Raw genomic sequence first — 16768 nt, 5'->3', positions numbered from 1 at the left:
ATGTTCGGGGACTGCAACGCGTCTAAAAACAAATGCGTCACAAACTCTTGAACTTTTCTACATAACGTAGAAAACTAGTTGCATGAGATATCAGCACACTAATGATGCTCCAGTTTTGGTGCTCACCGAAGAACAGTCCTGGGAGCTATTGGCTCACACGGCACATGGCCGAATAGCCACTGCGGCGGCCGGAACCGTGGACATCGTTCCGGTAAATTACGCGGTGCATAAAGGAAATATCTACCTACGCACTGCGCCGGGAAACAAACTCGCTTCGATGGTCGTGAACTCCTCGATTGCTTTGGAGGCCGACGGAATCCTTTCCGACGAGGCCTGGTCCGTAGTGGTGCACGGTACCGCAGAAATTTTGGAGCACGAAGCAGATATCAATGAGGCTCTCGAAAGCGGTGTCAGCCCCTGGGCACAGAGCATCAAAGATTTTTGGATCAGAGTGACCGTCAACTCGATCTCCGGACGTCATTTCATCCTCGGTGAGCAACCGGAAGCCATCTAATCCCTCCGCATATGCGGTAGCAACACGATGGGCTCGCGGACAGCACATTGTCGATACCGGCCGCGAGTCCAGATTCTGCAGTTTGCTGCTACCTGCGATATTCGTAGAATCCTTCACCGCTCTTACGGCCTAGTTTCCCCTCGGTCACTTTCTGCGTGATCAACGGGTGCGGTTGGTCCACCTCCTCACCGGTCTCTGCGTAGGTCGCTTGGGCAATGAAATCGATAACGTCCAGACCCACGAGGTCCATCAGCTCAAAAGGCCCCATCGGGTGCCCCAGCGCGGTGCGCGCCGTGGTGTCTATATCTTTGATGCTGGCAACCTCCGCAGAAGCCAGATTGAGCGCTTCACGCTGTATTGCCCCCATCATGCGGTTAGCAATGAAACCCGGGATTTCTTTATTCACCAGCACCGGCTCTTTCCCTAGCGCGCGGGCGACCGCCGTCACCGCCTGGATGGTCTCATCACTGGTTTGCTCGTTGCGCACAATTTCTACGCACTTCATGACCAAGGCGGGGTTGAAAAAGTGCATATTGCAGACCTGGCTCGCGCGCCCGCTGGCCTCAGCCACTTGGGACGAAGCCAAGGTCGAGGAATTGGTTACCAAGATGGCATGAGCTGGAGCGTTTTTGCCCAGTTCGGCGAAGATTGAGCGTTTAATGTCTAAACGTTCGACTGCCGCTTCGATCACTAGGTCCGCTTGGGCCGCGCTAGCGTCCAGCTCGGTAGATTGGCTCAGCCGTGCCAAGGCGGCGTCGGCAAACTCTGCCTGCAGCTTGCCCTTAGCGACACGTCCGGCGGCCCAACTTTCCAGATCGCTGCGAGCCGCGTCCAAAGCGCTGCCCGAGATGTCCTGCAGGATCGTGGTGTAACCGCCCAGTGCGCAACTCATCGCAATCTGCCGGCCCATAGTTCCGGCGCCGATGATCAGAATAGTCCTAATATCCATTAGTTCCTCTTCCTAGCCGCGGAGATACACGGTAGTGGTGTGGGTATAAAACTCGCGGGCGGCGGCTCCCTGTTCTTTCGGCCCGTATCCGGATGCTTTCGCCCCGCCAAATGGTACGTGCGGATCGGCTCCCGCAGATTCGGAGTTCACATGCAAAATACCGACGTCCAGGCGTTCTTGCGCGCTAATCGCCGTAGCCAGGTCGCGAGTGAACAGCGCAAGACTCAACCCGAATTCGGAATCCGCGGCGGCTTCGAAGGCGGCCTCGGTTCCGGAAACGCGCAGCACACTGAGTACCGGGGCGAAGAATTCCTCACGCCAAGCGCAATTTTCCCGACCCCGAGAATCGCTTGGGATGCCAAGCACGGTCGGTGCCACGTAGTTTCCGCTGGCTGGAACTGCGCCCTCGAAGATAACGGTGGCGCCTTCCGACCTAGCTTTTGCGACGCCCGCCCTGACCGATTTCGCCGATTTGGCGTCGATGACCGGTCCCATCTGGACCCCTGGATCCAGTGGATTTCCGGTTACCCAGTTTGCCAGTCGCGAGGTGAGCTTTTCCAAGAATTCATCGGCAATCGAGTCATCCAAGATCAGTCGACTCGTAGCGGTGCATTTTTGCCCGCTGGAGCGGAATGCCCCAAAGAGTACCTGTTCGCTGGCCAGGTCCAGGTCTGCATCGGCCAGCACCACCGAGGCGTTCTTTCCACCCATTTCTGCTTGCACTGGGATGCCACGCGCAGCACCCATAGCGCAGAGCTTTCTCCCGACACCTGTGGATCCGGTGAATGACAAGCCCTCCAGATGGGGGTGGCTCATGATCGAGTCTCCCAGTGCGCCCGGACCGATCACCAGGTTGAGCACCCCGGCAGGTAGTCCGGCGGCTTCGAAGGCTTCGACCAACCGCACCGCCAGCAGCGGGACCAGGCTCGCCGGCTTGAAAACCACGGTATTTCCGAAGATCAGCGCGGGGGCGATCTTCCAGGCGGGGATAGCTATCGGAAAATTGAATGGGGTCACAATGCCCAACACGCCCAAGGGCTTATGCGAGACCAAGATCTGCTCCCCAGCGCGCGGAGATTGGAACATTGTTCCGGCGCTACGTTCGGCTTCACCTGCATAATAGGAGAGGATCTGTGCCGCACGGCGTACCTCGCCTATTCCTTCTGCGAGCGTTTTACCTTCTTCACGAGTAAGTTCCGTACCGATTCTCTCCGCATGCTCCGTGAGGTAGGCCGAAGCTCTCAGCAGATAACTGGCACGTTCGGCCATCGGGGTGGCCGCCCACCCTGCCTTCGCCGCGTTCGCGGCTTCAAAGGCTTCAACTACCTGGTTGGCATCTGCCGCTTGGCCTGCGGCAACAGTCAAGGAGGAATCGGCGGCGCTGGTGGAGCTGAGCTCGCTGGCGTTTCCCGGAAGCCAGACACCGTTCAGGTACTGGCGAAGGCTTTCCACTTTCGTCTGCTGTGTCATATTCTAAGTTTTTCCTTGTACTGATTTTTAGCGGAAGGCCGGGACACCGGTGAGCTTATTACCCAAAATCAAGGTGTGTACCTCGTCGGTACCTTCGTAGGTGCGCACCGACTCGAGGTTATTTGCGTGACGCAGTGGCGAGTAGTCCAAGGTGATACCGTTTCCGCCAAGGATGGTGCGCGCTTCGCGGCAGATCGCGATTGCTTCGCGGCAGTTGTTCAGCTTGCCAACGGATATCTGGTGCAGGTCGAGGGTTCCTGCATCTTTCTGGCGCCCGATATGCAGGGCGAGGAGGAAGCCCTTGTTGATTTCCAAAGCCATATCCACCAGCTTCTGCTGGGTCATCTGATAACCGGCCAATGGCTTGTCGAATTGCAGGCGTTCCTGGGAATACTTCAGCGCCACCTCGAAGGAGTCACGCGCCGCTCCCATGGCGCCCCAGATAATGCCGTAGCGGGCTTCGTTGAGACAGGAGAATGGGCCCTTGAGACCGAGAACGTTCGGTAGCACCGCGCTAGCTGGCAGCCGCACATCGGTCAATTCGATCTCGCACTGGATCGAAGCTCGCATCGATAGCTTCGGCTCGATTGGTGTGGCCTTGAATCCAGCGGTCTCGGTAGGGACCACGAACCCGCGGATGCCTTCGTCGGTCTGCGCCCAGATGACGGCAACCTTTGCCACATTTGCCAAGCCAATCCAGCGCTTCATTCCGTTGATCACCCAGTCGTCCCCGTCGCGGCGGGCAAAGGTCGTCATGCTCGACGGGTCGGATCCGGCGGTTGGCTCCGTCAGGCCAAAGCAGCCGATTGCTTCGCCGGAGGCCAGCTGTGGCAGCCACTCTTGTTTTTGTTCCTCAGAACCATGTTTGTAAATGGCGCTCATGGCTAGCGATCCTTGGACCGAGACGAAGGTGCGCAGTCCGGAGTCGCCGGCTTCCAGCTCGGCTCCCGCAAGCCCATATTCGACAGCCGAACGTCCTGCGCAGCCGTAGCCTTGCAGGTGCATGCCCAGCAGACCGAGTTTGGCCATTTCTGGAACGATTTCCAGGGGGAACGTCGCTGTTTCGTACCAGCTGGCAATGTTTGGTTTGATGTTTTCGTTCACGAAGGAGCGGACCTGATTCCGCAGGGCAAGTTCTTCGCCGCTGAGCAGTGCATCAAAATTGATCAGGTCTGCTGGGTCAATGGCGGTGTTAGGTGAAGGGGCAATCATTTGAGCTGTCTCCTTTAGAGGCTGGTGGTGCTGAGGAAGATATGCTGGTGTTCACCCAAGGCCGGGGGCACTAGCCGATATGTGGGCTTAGTTCGGGACAGGACGATCGGGTTGGCAATTTGCCGGGAGCTTCGTCCGGTTTTTAGATCGTTGATCGTTACCACCGGTTCCAGTCCTAGCTCGTCGGCGAACTCCAAGGCTTCAAGAACCGAGTTAACCTTTCCTGCAGGTACTCCGACCTCCATGAGTCGATTTGTCCACTGGGCCGCCGATCCTTGCCTGGTGACTTCTTCGATCAGGTCTTTGAGTTCCTGCCGGTGTTGCACACGCGAAAGATTGTCTGCGAACCGTGGATCTTGCGGCAGGTCGGTCAGCCCCAGCTCTGTGCCAAGGGCGGTGAACTGGCGGTTGTTTCCCACCGCGATCACCATGACACCATCAGAAGTTGCGAAGGTTTCATAGGGAGCAATACTTGGATGTGCGTTCCCCAAACGCGGTGGCGGATTACCGGTAACCGCGGTGCTGCTAGCTTGATTAGTCAATCCCGCCAGCAGGGAGGTCATCAATGAGATTCCTACATTTTGCCCCTGCCCGCTAATATCCCGTTCCCGAAGCGCCAAGAGTATTCCCGTCGTGGCGTTCTGTGCCGCGAGGACATCAACCAGCGCCACTCCCACCTTGCTTGGCGTTCCCTCGGACTCACCGGTGATGCTCATCAGGCCTCCGACCGCTTGAACCAGGAGATCGAAGCCGGGCAGCGAGGCGCCGAGCCCATCGCCAAATCCCGAAATTGAGCAGTAGACCAACGCAGGATTCGATGCTCTCAAGGACTCGTAGTCCAGGCCGAACTTGGCGAGCACGCCCGGACGAAAATTTTCCACGACAACGTCGGCATCTCGGATGATCTCGCGCAGCTCGGTTAGTTCCGCGGAGTTGTTGAAATCTACAACGATTGCCTGCTTATTGCGGTTCACTGCCGAATAGTAGGTACTTACCCCGTCTTCGGTGACCGGCGGCAACCAGGCCCTGGTTTCATCTCCGTCTCGGCTTTCAACTTTCAGCACTTCGGCGCCAAAATCGGCCAATGTCATGGTGCATAACGGACCGGCGAGGATGCGGGAGAGGTCAATGACCTTGATTCCCTGCATTGGTTGAGCCATCGGATTACCTACGTTCTCGTCATCGAAAAAACGTTGTTACATGTTGCATGCAACTGTATGGCAAGTGGCCTCGGTGTTCAAGACCACCGCTATATGTTTATGGCTTTAAAAGATCAATTCATCCAAGCGCGTCAAATAGCGTTCGGCCTCAAGTCCCGGGGTCCGCGCGCAGACAGCCGTCACGAGCATCTGCGCAGTACGAAGCACGTGGTTGCGCATCGCAGTAGCCGCGCCAGATGGGTCGCGTTCCAAGATGGACTTCATCAATTCATCGCGATCGCCGGCCAGGTCCTGGCTGGTTCTTGCCTGAGGAATCGTTACCTGTCCGTGCGCGAGCACCAGATTGCGCAGCTCCCCCACGATGCCGTCAAGCTTGGCGTTGTTTGCCAGGCCTAGCAGATAGAGGTGGAACTTTTTATCTGCCTCCAGCGTTGCCCGCCCGTCCCCGGTCTGCCCCACCTTAAGCATTTCACGGTGTAGCTCACGAAGCGTTTCGAGGTCTCCCTCGCTAGCGTTGAGCACCGCTCGTGCGGCTGCAGGTGGCTCGATGATCAGCCGGACCTGAAATACCTCCACGATGTCGTCTAGCGAAATCTGGTTCACGCGCACGCCACGATTTTTCGCGACGGTCACGATGCCCTCTTTTTCTAGTAGCTGCAGCGCTTCGCGGACCGGCGTGCGTGAAACTCCGAGCTTTTCGGAGATAGCAATTGCCGAATAATGGTTGTCCGGGGTCATTTCGCCGGACACGATAGCAGCGCGGATCTTGGTGGTGACTTGCTCGGTCAACGATTCTTTGGGCGAGATCGGTTGCATGCTACTCATATTTGAAGTCTATCTTCCCCTGTCAACGCGGGCGCTGAGCGCCCCGCAACACTTTTGCACTACGAGGTTTCGTACCTCGCGGATTCCGGCGCCGGCGTTCGCCAATACCGCGGCACCCCAGGCCATCATGCTCCTGAGTTCCTGCGGTTTTGAACGCTGTTGGGCCTCGGACTTACTTTGGTTCCCGAATGCTTCCTTACAGACTTCGCTCTTCTGCCAGCGTTCTCAGTCAATAAGATTAAGGTGCACTTAGAACACCAAGATAGGGTTGAACTGTGAATGCTCAGATGACCCCCGCCCGACAAGCTCTGGCCGAATCACTGCGTCAGGCAGCACTGATTGCTGCGCTCAAGGCGGCACCACGAGTTCGTGAGGCGTTCCGCGGAAGCGTCGGAGCCGAAGAAAAAACGAACGCCCATGATCTCGTCACCGATATAGACCGGCAAAGCCAAGAGATCATTACCCAATCGCTACGCGAGGCCTTCCCAAAGTCTTGGGTACTCGGCGAAGAGGACATAGCCGCGGACTCAGGCATAGCTACCCCGACCGAAGTGCAATGGATTGTGGACCCGATAGACGGAACCAGTAATTTCGTTCACGGCGTCGCGTTCTTCTGTATTTCAATTGCCGCGGCAATTGACAACGAATTGGTCGCAGCAGCAATAGTCGACCCGATCTCCGGAGATCAGTTCAGTGCCAATTATCAGGCTGCCTATCACAATGGGGAATTGTTGAGCCCAGGCAATCGACCTGAACAAGCACGCGCAAACTTGATGACAGATTACCCGGGAGCCGAGTCCATGCATAAGGACGGCCCATTGGCGCTTGAGCTCTTTGGGCAGTGGATTCAGGACTTCGCCACCGTGCGGCGCAAAGTTTCTGCCGCTCTCGGGCTCGCTCATGTGGCCGCTGGCTGGTGCGATGCAAGCGTGGGGTTCGATACGAAGCCTTGGGACGTGGCCGCGGGAGCGCACCTGATTCGAATGTCCGGCGGCAGTTACCGAGGCTTGGCTTTCGGCAAGCAGGTGGCCGCTGACCATCTCTGCGAGGGTTTCATCGCCCAAGGCCCAGGCGCCGACTACGAGTCGTTGGCTCGATCAGCCTCGCGGGTTCATCAGTTGAGAAGCCAGAGCCAAGTCAAACAAATCTGACAATACCCAGATTCTCATCCGGTGCACCACAGATTGCTTGGCTTCGGTCGTACCATGAGTGCATGACACCACGTATCCAACGAACTGCACATTCCGCCGTGCAGCATCATGGTGGCGGAGGGTTGATCATCGGAGGAATCGGAGCCATGTTGCTCTTCGGTATCTTCGCAGTGATGTTGGCAAGCCAGTCTCTAGACTGGGTGCCACTGCTCATAGGCATCAGCCTGGGCTTCTCCACATTAATGTTTGGCGTGGTTTACCACTTCACGCACTAACAAGAGTCACTTCGGCGCCCCCTTTGAAGGGCGCCGAAGCTATGCCTTACTCGCCTAAATGCGTCGGGGCGAACATGCGTAAGAGCGTCTGAACTACGATGACATTTGGGCCTTCTCCGGCGAATGACTCGCGTAACGCGTCACCGATCTGGTCTGCTTCGACCAGTCGCGCAGGAACTCCGAAAGCCTGGGCTAAGGCAACGAAATCCGGGCGTTCCAGCTCGGTGGCCGTTGCCTTGCCAAAGGCCCCTTCCATGTATTCACGCAGAATTCCGTAACCACCGTCGTCAACGATCAGCCAAGTGACCGGCACGTTGTGCTGTTTTGCCGTGGCTAATTCTGCAATGGAATACATCGACGAGCCATCACCCGAGACCGCGAGCACTCGCGCTTGCTCGGGCGTAGCTCCCTCGATCTGCAACCCGATGGAACCTCCAATGGCCGAGGGGAAACCGAAACCTAGTCCACCGGCACCCTGCGCCGAATGGAATTCTCCCTGGCGCGAATCCCAGCAACTCCAACCCCAATAAGCCGCAATGGTCATATCCCAGAAGGTCTGCATTTTCGCGGGCACCGCCTCGCGGATATCAGCCATGAACCTTCGTTCATGGTCCAGGCCCTGCTCCGCCAGCCGTGCCTGCACCTTTGCCAAGGTCTGGGTGACGACTTGAGTCGGGCTCTGCCCATGCCAATCTGGCGCGTTAGGCAGGCTTACTTCCTTAAGCTTCGAAGTTAGGAACTGCAACGCGGCCTTGGCATCCGCTCGGATACCCAATGCTGGCGTATTTGACTCAAGGACGCGCGGTTCGGCATCAATTTGGATTATGTGCCCACGAGGTGCGAGGGAGAAATAATTGCTGGAGACTTCGCCGAGCGCTGAGCCCACGACCACCAATACGTCAGCATCTTCGAGAACTTCGGTGACATGCCGATCCTCCACCCAAGATTGCAATGACAATTCGTGATCCCACGGGAATGCGCCATTGCCTCCCGGGGTGCAAAGCACCGGGGCATTGAGCTTTTCGGCCACCTCCAGCAATTCGTTTTCGGCCTGGGCACGACGGACACCTCCGCCTGCAACAACCACCGGCCTCTTTGCTTCCGAAAGCCAGCGAACCGCTTCATCGATCAATTCCACACGTGGTGGATGATCGTAGGCTTCGGCAAGGGCATCATGCACCGGAGGAATGAGCACCGATGCCAGCAAGACATCCTGCGGAACCTCGATCCAGACCGGTCCCATCGGCACGGTGATCGCCTGCGCCCAGGCATCTTGGATCGCCGAGGGAATACCCGAGGCGTGGTGCACCGTCTGCTGGAACTTGGTGACGTTTGCGGCCGAGGCCTTCTGGTCATCGAGCTGGTGCAGCATGCCTTTTCGGCGAGCGCCCAGTCCATCCAAAGGAATCTGGCTCGCAACCACCACCATGGGCACGCCGGTGGCATAGGCTTCCTGCAATCCGGCGAGGGCGGTCAGCGCTCCCGGGCCGGTAGAGAGGAAAAGCACTCCGACCTCTCCAGTGGCCCTGCTGTAGCCGTCGGCGGCGAAGGCCGAGTTGTTTTCTACCCGGGAAGAAATGAATTGCAGATTGGAGCGTGAGAGTGCGTCGAACAGCCCCAGCGCATGTTGCCCTGGAATGCCGAAGACCGTTTTCGCGCCGAGCGCTGTCAGCGTCTCAACGACGAGATCTCCACCGTTACGTTGTACTTCGTTGCCCATTAGTTGTTCTGTCCGTTCAGCTGGCGGTATTCGCTGATCAGGCTGATCAGGTCATAGGTGACATGTGAGGCAGCTACGCCGGTTAGCTCCGCATGATCGTATGCCGGTGCCACCTCCACGATATCGGCTCCCACGATTTTCAACCCGCGCAAGCCGCGCAAGATTTCTAGCAGTTCGCGGCTGGTGATGCCGCCTGCTTCCGGGGTGCCGGTGCCCGGTGCGTGCGCCGGATCCAGCACGTCGATATCGACCGAAATGTACAGTGGACGGTTGCCGATGCGGTCGCGAAGTTTTGCAACGATCTCTTTTGCGCCCTGATAGTAGACATCTGAGCTGGTGACGATGCCGAACCCGAAGCGTTTGTCGTCTTCGAGGTCTTTTTTACCGTAGAGCGGGCCTCGGGTTCCTACATGGCAGATCGCCTCGGTATCGAGAATGCCTTCCTCGACCGCTCGGCGGAATGGGGTTCCATGGGTGTATTCGGCTCCGAAGTAGGTGTCCCAGGTATCCAGGTGGGCGTCGAAATGCAGCATCGCTACCGGCGCACCAGCGCGTTGCGAGGCCGCACGCAACAAGGGCAATGCGATGGTGTGGTCGCCACCGATGGTCACCAGCGTTGAGCCGTCTTCGGTCAGTTCCAGCGCATTGTGCTCGATGGTCTCGATGGCCTCGTTGATGTTGAACGGGTTGACCGCCATGTCACCGGCGTCGGAAACCTGGCTCAAGGCGAAGGGGGAAACCTCGGTGGCCGGGTTGTATGGGCGGATCAACCGTGAGGACTCACGGACGTGGTTTGCTCCAAAGCGTGCGCCGGAACGGTAGGAAACACCGGAGTCAAAAGGCACACCGACGATCTTGATATCGGATTTCTGGACTTGGTCCAGCCGCGGAAGCCGTGCATAGGTTCCGCCTCCGGCATAGCGCGGAATTACCGCGGCATTGATGGGTCCAATGTTCCCATTTTCTTCGATCCGGACTTCTTTCATGAGCGCTTCTTCCCGGCACACTCGACAAGAGTTGCCTAATATGAAACATGAGTTTCCTCCCATGCTATTTATCGGTGCGCTGACCGTCAAGGTGCAATCACCAAGGAAGCCACAAAAAACCGGTTCTGCTGGTTAAAACAGCGATCCCGCAACACCAATTGGGTTGCGGGATCAGGTCTCTGATTTGGAACATGAAAATGCGATGAAGCGAATAGCGCGTAGTCGCAGGCAGCGGGTCACCCGTGCCACCGGGCCAAGTCCGCAGCACCGATCAGCCCGGCATCGGAGCCAAGCTCGGCTCGTACGATGCGAGCAAACGGCCGGTAGCCTCGCCCCGGCAGCAGCTGCCGGTAGGAGGCCTCCGCCTGTTCGACCAGGGAAGTGGAAGCAGACCCTAGCCCCCCGCCGATGACCACGACGCCAGGATCCAGCACAGCCGCAAGATTCGAAATTCCCCTCCCGAGCCATCGACCCATCTCTTCGATGAGCTCCATGCAGGCAGGGTCGCCATTGACCGCCAGCGCCGTCACCATCGCTCCGCTCACCTTGCCGGGGTCCGCTTGGCAGGCTTCACGCAAACTATATGCCCGCGGAGAATCCAGCCGGACAAGCTCTGCCCCTTCACGTCCCAGTGCGTTGGCCGACGCGTATTGTTCCCAGCACCCTCGATTTCCGCACGGGCAACGGTGGCCGTCCACCACCAAAGTCTGGTGCCCGAACTCCCCGGCGACGCCGAAACTGCCGCGCAGAATACTGTTGCCGAACATGATGGCGCCGCCGATACCCGTGCCAAGGGTCAGGCAGACGCTCAGCTCCTCGCCTCGTGCCGCCCCGAAACGATGCTCGGCCCACCCCGCGGCGTCGGCATCATTATTCAGGACGACCTTGCGGTTCATCTTCGATTCGAGGCGTTCACGCACCGGCTCATCACGCCATGCAAGATGCGGGGAGAAGAGGACATGCGAACCACTTCGGTTAATCCAGCCGGCGGCCCCGACACCCACGGGCATATGAGTATCCCCGTCGCTGAGCTCGCTGACTACCTCGGCAATAGAATCTTCGGTCAATGCTGCGCTCCGGCCCGGAGTAGGGCGGAAGCTCCGGCGAAGAATCCGGCCGTGGCCATCGACCACGCCGCCGGCGATCTTCGTCCCGCCGATGTCTATGCCGACCGCAAGGTTTTCGGTAGACATTTCACCCTTCCAATGCGTGCGTGTAGTTCAGCAGCTAGCTTTCGAAGGACTTCTTGCTGCTCGCTACCAATGCCCGGTCCACCTCATGGAACCCAAAACAGAAACCTGCCGAAAGCACGAAGGACTTAATTGCAATCTCGTCGAGTTCATCCGCCACGTAAACCAGCTGGACAGGCCCCGCAAGCACTAGTAGCACCAGCGTCCACACCGCATATACCCAAGAGGTTTTCGCCTGTGCCATCTGCGGGTATTGAGAACGGCGGTGAATAGTGCGTAAGCCGATGACCAGGATGACCCCCGCCAGAATCGCCGCCCCGGCGATGAAAAAATAACGTTGAGTGCGGATCAATGTCATGGTCACACCAATTAAGACACCGAGAATTGCAGACATCCACCAGCTCGCGGAGCGCAGTTCGACCAGTTCAGCCCGTGGCTCGCTTTCCGTCACGGAGCTCCCTTCGGTTATTTATCGGCGTCGAGAAAAGTTGTTGACGCTATGTCAAGGATACGCTTTGGGCTTTGCCCGGCCGAAACCCGGCACGGACGGAAAACGCGCAAGCCCTTCAAAAGCGCAATGCGGTTTTGGTCAGAGCAACAGCGTCCAGGTCACTACGGCGGTCCGGTCCGAAGTATTTTCCCAACTGTGCGGCTCACGGCCCGGGAAGGTTACCGTATCGCCCGCTTGCAGTTCAATGCGGTCCTCGGGCAGAACCAAGGTAAATTCTCCGGAAATCACGTGCAGAACTTCCACCTTGCAATCCACCGAATACAGCTCGGCCTCCCCCGAGCCCTGCGGCGCGACCTCTGCCCTAATCATCTGCACCCGGGTCTCGGCGCGGGGAGTGACCAGCTGTTCGGTGATCCCCTGACCGCCCAAGGCGATTCGCGGTGCGTGCTCCAACCTGACCAATTTGGTTTCAGGTACAGAGAAGAGCTGCCCGACTTCTAAGCCCAATACTTCGCAGAGCCTAAGCAATGTCGATACCGACGGGCTAGTCAAGTCTCGCTCCACGCGAGACAAGAACCCCTTGGTCAGTCCGGACATTTCAGCCACCTGGTCGATGGTCATTCGTCGGGTTTGGCGTACCCCACGCAAACGGGCACCGATATTAATCGACGAGCCGGTGGGCTCTACGGGCAGTGTTTTCATGCTCTCCCACCATTTTGACACCGGCGCAGCCCTAGATTGGCAGCACCCGGCCTACAATTCCGCTAAACCAATCCGGTTCAGGTTCCTACACTGCGTCAGTTTACCAATAGGCAACGAGAACTGCGCCGAGCTCACGCTTCAGTCCTGAAGTCAGCAACCAATCCCTCAATGCGCCGGCGCTGTTTATTCAATCGCCAAGAAACTAGACTCGGCACATGGATACCGCTGGCAATCCGTCCTCCAAGAGGCTTCGGACCTACTTGAACGAGGCCCGCAACACCGTGCTCTGGAAGTGCCAGGGACTCTCCGAGGAGTTGGCCCGCCGCCCCATGACGGATACCGGAACCCACATGCTTGGTGTCATCTACCACCTAGCAATCACCGAATACGGTTATTTCGGCGAGTGCCTAGGTCGTGTGCCCAACGATCGGCATGTGCTTCAACTACTGCAAAGCGATGAACCGCAGATCGACTTCCTGCCTCCGGCCAGCTTCTCGGTAGAAGATGTTCTCGCGTTGTACCGAAAATCCATCGCATTTGCCGAACACGCGCTTGACGAATTGAACTTAGAATCCCCGGCAGAGGTCCCCTGGTGGTCCGTGCATCGGCATACCACCGTGGAGCATCTTATTGTTCATATGATCGCGGAGACCTCCCGGCATGCCGGGCATCTCGATATCGTTCGAGAGCTTCTCGACGGACAGGTAGGACTGCGCGAACAGGCGAGAAATATCCCTGGATTCAGCGCTGAGCAATGGAAGGAACAACGCTCCTCGCTGCAGCGAATCGCCGAGCAGTCCTAACAACGATTCTTCGCCAAATCTTGCTCATAGCTCTGGCAGGGCACCGCCTCTAACAGGCCGCATAGGCTCGCGCTAGCTCGGATGGCCCTGACCGAGCCCAGCGACTAGGAGCACCACCTGGTGAAACTGCCGGTCCGTAGCCTGGCGTTGGTCCCAACGGACCAGAGGCGTTGGACCTGAGCGGCATATTGCGCAGCGATACTCCCGCGCGGCTCGGGCAGGCCTGGCGGCATCGACGGCGGGTCGGGAGGGGAGCCACTTGCCGGAGATCGGTCACCGGGCCAGCCACCGGTAGTGCCCGATGTCCAGATCCCCGCCCGGCGACCTTCGCCTGCGCCAAGCGCAGGGTTCTTGTGGGCGCGGTCCGTGCACCTCCCGGTGCTCGGCTCTGCTTCCCATGAGGCCCGCGAGAGCCGAGTATGACGTCTCACTACGCATCCGGACAGCCCACGGGTGTAGCATCGTGGTGTTGCTTCACGAGATGCGGCGCCAAGCTCCGACTGGCCGCACACCAACCCCAGGTTCATGGGTGGTTCGGATGAAGAAGCGGTCCGTACTCCAACCGGCTACGGGCAAGAGCTCTTTTAAGGGTCCACGATAGTTATGGCTTCAAACGTCCTTCCCATTATTGACCTGCAAACCGGCCAGGTGCAGTTTCCGCTTCGCGGAGTCTGGGTCAGCTACTACGTCACCGACCCGCACCTGCTCACCCGATTGCTAGCCAGAACCGTGGGTCCGCCGAGCTTCGACAGGCAGCGCGAGGAACTTTCGGTATTCGTGGCAGCCCGAGGGCAAAACCCTGGCGCCGCTAAGGTATTTAGTCTTGCCAAATTCCCAGTGCTCGACTCACTCACTAAACTAGGGGGTTGAACCTAACCCGGATCATCTGCCCGTGAATGATCCAATTCTGCCGCAGGAGACTCATCCCCGTGATGGCCCCAACCTCAATTCCCGAACCATCCAAGGCGCAGATCCGCCGCTGGCGCCAGTACATGGCCGATGAGGTCGCCGAAGGTGCGATCTACCGTGAACTGGCCGAAAAGCGCACCGGACAAGAACGCCAGATTCTCCGTGGGCTAGCCGAAGCGGAAGAACGCCACGAAAATTACTGGCGCGCTAAGCTCGGTGAACACGTGCGCCCGGTCCGTCCGTCGATGCGGCGCACCATGTTGCGTTTCATGGCCCGGCATTTCGGTTCGGTGTTTGTCTTGGCGCTGGCCCAGCGTGCCGAAGGCAACTCTCCTTACGCCACCGATCAGGATGCCGCGCCGCAAATGGCCGCGGATGAGCAAGTGCATGAGGAAGTCATCCGTGCTTTGGCTACGGCCGGCAGATCCCGGCTGTCCGGCAACTTCCGAGCCGCGGTGTTCGGCGCAAATGACGGGCTCGTTTCGAATCTGGCCTTGGTCATGGGCATCGGCGCCACCGGTGTGGCCTCGTCCCTCGTGCTCTTCTCCGGAATTGCCGGCCTGCTGGCCGGCGCGCTGTCCATGGCTGCCGGGGAATTCGTGTCAGTCCGTTCCCAACGTGAGCTTCTCACCGCGTCGCGCCCTACCCAAGTCACGCTTTCTGCCGCCCGTGACCTCGATCTTGACGCCAATGAATTGGTGTTGATCTACAAAGCACGTGGCATGAACAATGAGGACGCCGAACACCGCGCGGCAGAACGCATGGGGCTGTTTACCTGCGATTGCAACCCCTCCTTCTCACTCCATCCAGAAGTTCGCAGCGCGGAACTGGAACGCGAACATGAGGAGCTTGGTTCGGCACCGGGAGCCGCCATTTCTTCGTTCATGTTCTTTGCTTCGGGCGCAGTCATTCCGATCCTGCCCTACATCTTTGGGCTCACCGGGCTAGCTGCGGTGAGCGTGGCGGTCGCTTTGGTCAGCATCGCGTTGCTGCTCACCGGCGGCGTCGTTGGCCTGCTATCCGGTGCGTCCCCGCTCAAACGTGGCGTGCGTCAGCTGGCCATTGGCTTGGGTGCGGCCGCTGTAACCTACTGCTTGGGCTTGCTTTTCGGCACCACCGTGGCTTAGCTCCAAAAGCAGACTGCTGGCCGTTGCCCCAACATGACACAGCTTGAGGCACCGGCCACTATCGTTGTTAGAACCGCGTGCGGCGCCGCAATGGAGTCATTGTTTTAATGAATTCGACGGCTTCTTGCACGGTGTCCACCAAAGCTATTCTGCTTTCCATGGCCCTCCCGGCGGCAAGCGCCTGCAGCAAAGGCCAGACCGGTAGCTTCCGTGTCCAATGCTCGCGGCCCACCAACACAATGGGAGCGACGCGAGCGCCGGTCGCGTAGTAGTTTTCGCAGGCGTCTTGGAATATTTCCTGGACTGTCCCGGCAGCACCGGGAAGCACAATGATTCCGCCGTTTGCCTGTTCGAGCAGGATGGCTTCGCGAATCGAGTTCGTGAAAAACTTTGCTATATGCGTGGCAAACAGGTTTGGTGGCTCATGGCCGTAAAACCAGGTGGGCACTCCCATTGAATTTCTCGTGCTGGGGTATTCTTCACGCACTCGCAATGCTGCACGCGCCCAGGCAGTCCGATGACGGATCGCGTCTGGAGCTTGTGCGAGGATATCCACGGCTCTGCCGGTAGCCGTTTTGTCATAGTCTGCAAGCCACGCGCCGGCGTTTGCCGCTTCCATGGCCCCTGGTCCCCCACCGGTAACAATCGAATAGCCTTGGCCGGTTAGCATCGCACCGAGCCGCACTGCATCGGCGAATTCTTGCGTGCCACGTGCTACCGCGTGCCCGCCCATGATCCCGATCATGGGCGTCTTGGCAAATACCCCATCGTAAACAGCGCTCAACATCGCCTGACCAATATGGTGATCATGCAAAGTCGTTGCCATTGTGCTGTCATCGGGCGAAAACTCAGCCGGAGAATTCGCTTGCGAATAGGTATAGATCTGCGCGTCGGGCACCTGCGAGTAGGGGGCTTCTTTGATCCCCGCATAGAGCTCTAGCGGGGAGTAGAGCCCACGTTCATAAATATTGAACGGCAGCTGCGTTCCGGTACTCATGCATAGCCCGCCGGTTGCTTCTACGAGCGAACGTCCGGCATCGGAATAGACGCAATCAATAAAAAGACAGTTGGCAAGGTCCAGAGCGCTTAAAACCGAGTCCCTGGTTCGAAGATCAACCCGATGAACGCGCCAGTTTCGGGCAAGCGATGCTTGAGTTTCGATGGCTTCGGCTGCCAGCCTGTCGAACTCAACCATTGTGGTGACATTGACCGCTCTGGCGGGGAGATAAGGCCACACATGAGACATGCATCTACGCTACCTTGAACACAAGTGATTATTCACAGTTAGCGTCCTCAACTTTCACCTACGCCCCGAACGTGAAAC

General features: G+C 58.3%; 17 protein-coding genes and 1 riboswitch. Of the genes, 6 read left to right on the top strand and 11 right to left on the bottom strand.

Going from position 1 to position 16768, the window contains the following annotated elements:
• Window positions 1–82: 82 nt before the first annotated feature.
• Entirely contained in the window at window positions 83–514 is a 432-nt protein-coding gene (locus ACT3UA_RS04465; protein WP_096289147.1) for a pyridoxamine 5'-phosphate oxidase family protein, read from the top strand.
• An 88-nt stretch (window positions 515–602) separates the two neighbouring features.
• On the opposite strand, the gene ACT3UA_RS04460 is transcribed toward ACT3UA_RS04465, so the two are convergent.
• From ACT3UA_RS04460 to ACT3UA_RS04440, 5 genes are all read right to left on the bottom strand, one after another.
• Entirely contained in the window at window positions 603–1463 is an 861-nt protein-coding gene (locus ACT3UA_RS04460; RefSeq protein ID WP_096289149.1) for a 3-hydroxyacyl-CoA dehydrogenase family protein, read from the bottom strand.
• Between the two features lie 12 nt (window positions 1464–1475).
• On the bottom strand, window positions 1476–2933 hold the full coding sequence (locus tag ACT3UA_RS04455; RefSeq protein WP_096289151.1) for an aldehyde dehydrogenase family protein: 1458 nt from the start codon (window positions 2931–2933) through the stop codon (window positions 1476–1478).
• Between the two features lie 27 nt (window positions 2934–2960).
• Window positions 2961–4145: an acyl-CoA dehydrogenase family protein gene (locus tag ACT3UA_RS04450; protein WP_096289153.1), complete on the bottom strand. Its 1185-nt coding sequence runs from the start codon at window positions 4143–4145 to the stop codon at window positions 2961–2963.
• Between the two features lie 14 nt (window positions 4146–4159).
• The gene (locus ACT3UA_RS04445) at window positions 4160–5305 is read right to left on the bottom strand and encodes a CaiB/BaiF CoA transferase family protein (protein ID WP_096289155.1); all 1146 of its coding nucleotides are present in this window, start codon (window positions 5303–5305) and stop codon (window positions 4160–4162) included.
• Between the two features lie 105 nt (window positions 5306–5410).
• The gene (locus ACT3UA_RS04440; RefSeq protein WP_096289157.1) at window positions 5411–6130 is read right to left on the bottom strand and encodes a GntR family transcriptional regulator; all 720 of its coding nucleotides are present in this window, start codon (window positions 6128–6130) and stop codon (window positions 5411–5413) included.
• A gap of 275 nt (window positions 6131–6405) precedes the next feature.
• On the opposite strand from ACT3UA_RS04440, the gene ACT3UA_RS04435 reads away from it, so the two are divergent.
• Together ACT3UA_RS04435 and ACT3UA_RS04430 are read left to right on the top strand one after the other, a co-directional pair.
• On the top strand, window positions 6406–7281 hold the full coding sequence (locus ACT3UA_RS04435) for an inositol monophosphatase family protein (RefSeq protein WP_255248542.1): 876 nt from the start codon (window positions 6406–6408) through the stop codon (window positions 7279–7281).
• Window positions 7282–7343: 62 nt separating this feature from the next.
• Window positions 7344–7556 (top strand): hypothetical protein, encoded by a 213-nt coding sequence (locus tag ACT3UA_RS04430; protein ID WP_141393624.1) that lies wholly within the window; start codon window positions 7344–7346, stop codon window positions 7554–7556.
• A gap of 46 nt (window positions 7557–7602) precedes the next feature.
• Here ACT3UA_RS04430 and ACT3UA_RS04425 read toward each other — a convergent pair whose 3' ends face one another.
• The 5 genes from ACT3UA_RS04425 to ACT3UA_RS04405 all read right to left on the bottom strand — a co-directional run bounded on the left by ACT3UA_RS04425 (window position 7603) and on the right by ACT3UA_RS04405 (window position 12605).
• Window positions 7603–9276, bottom strand: a complete 1674-nt coding sequence (locus ACT3UA_RS04425; RefSeq protein ID WP_096289161.1) for a thiamine pyrophosphate-binding protein — start codon at window positions 9274–9276, stop codon at window positions 7603–7605.
• Entirely contained in the window at window positions 9276–10262 is a 987-nt protein-coding gene (gene speB / locus ACT3UA_RS04420; RefSeq protein ID WP_096289163.1) for an agmatinase, read from the bottom strand. Before speB ends, ACT3UA_RS04425 begins: the two co-directional genes overlap by 1 nt.
• Before the next feature lie 236 nt (window positions 10263–10498).
• The gene (locus tag ACT3UA_RS04415; protein ID WP_096289165.1) at window positions 10499–11455 is read right to left on the bottom strand and encodes an ROK family protein; all 957 of its coding nucleotides are present in this window, start codon (window positions 11453–11455) and stop codon (window positions 10499–10501) included.
• A gap of 34 nt (window positions 11456–11489) precedes the next feature.
• Window positions 11490–11903, bottom strand: a complete 414-nt coding sequence (locus ACT3UA_RS04410; RefSeq protein WP_096289167.1) for a hypothetical protein — start codon at window positions 11901–11903, stop codon at window positions 11490–11492.
• A gap of 138 nt (window positions 11904–12041) precedes the next feature.
• Window positions 12042–12605: a helix-turn-helix domain-containing protein gene (locus tag ACT3UA_RS04405; RefSeq protein WP_096289169.1), complete on the bottom strand. Its 564-nt coding sequence runs from the start codon at window positions 12603–12605 to the stop codon at window positions 12042–12044.
• A 215-nt stretch (window positions 12606–12820) separates the two neighbouring features.
• On the opposite strand from ACT3UA_RS04405, the gene ACT3UA_RS04400 reads away from it, so the two are divergent.
• The 3 genes from ACT3UA_RS04400 (at window position 12821) to ACT3UA_RS04390 (ending at window position 15444) form a co-directional block, all read left to right on the top strand.
• On the top strand, window positions 12821–13408 hold the full coding sequence (locus tag ACT3UA_RS04400) for a DinB family protein (RefSeq protein ID WP_096289171.1): 588 nt from the start codon (window positions 12821–12823) through the stop codon (window positions 13406–13408).
• Window positions 13409–13880: 472 nt separating this feature from the next.
• Window positions 13881–13993, top strand: a riboswitch (SAM riboswitch).
• 18 nt (window positions 13994–14011) lie between these two features.
• Window positions 14012–14278, top strand: a complete 267-nt coding sequence (locus tag ACT3UA_RS04395; RefSeq protein WP_096289173.1) for a hypothetical protein — start codon at window positions 14012–14014, stop codon at window positions 14276–14278.
• Between the two features lie 62 nt (window positions 14279–14340).
• Complete coding sequence (locus ACT3UA_RS04390; RefSeq protein ID WP_096289175.1) at window positions 14341–15444, top strand: VIT1/CCC1 transporter family protein; 1104 nt, start codon at window positions 14341–14343, stop codon at window positions 15442–15444.
• 67 nt (window positions 15445–15511) lie between these two features.
• On the opposite strand, the gene ACT3UA_RS04385 is transcribed toward ACT3UA_RS04390, so the two are convergent.
• Window positions 15512–16690, bottom strand: coding sequence for an LOG family protein (locus tag ACT3UA_RS04385; RefSeq protein ID WP_096289177.1), 1179 nt, complete (start codon window positions 16688–16690; stop codon window positions 15512–15514).
• Window positions 16691–16768 lie beyond the last annotated feature (78 nt).

Source organism: Glutamicibacter sp. 363, assembly GCF_052379505.1.
Classification (GTDB): Bacteria; Actinomycetota; Actinomycetes; order Actinomycetales; family Micrococcaceae; genus Glutamicibacter.
Note: the sequence above shows the minus strand (reverse complement) of the source record. Positions and strands in the feature narration are given on the sequence as shown.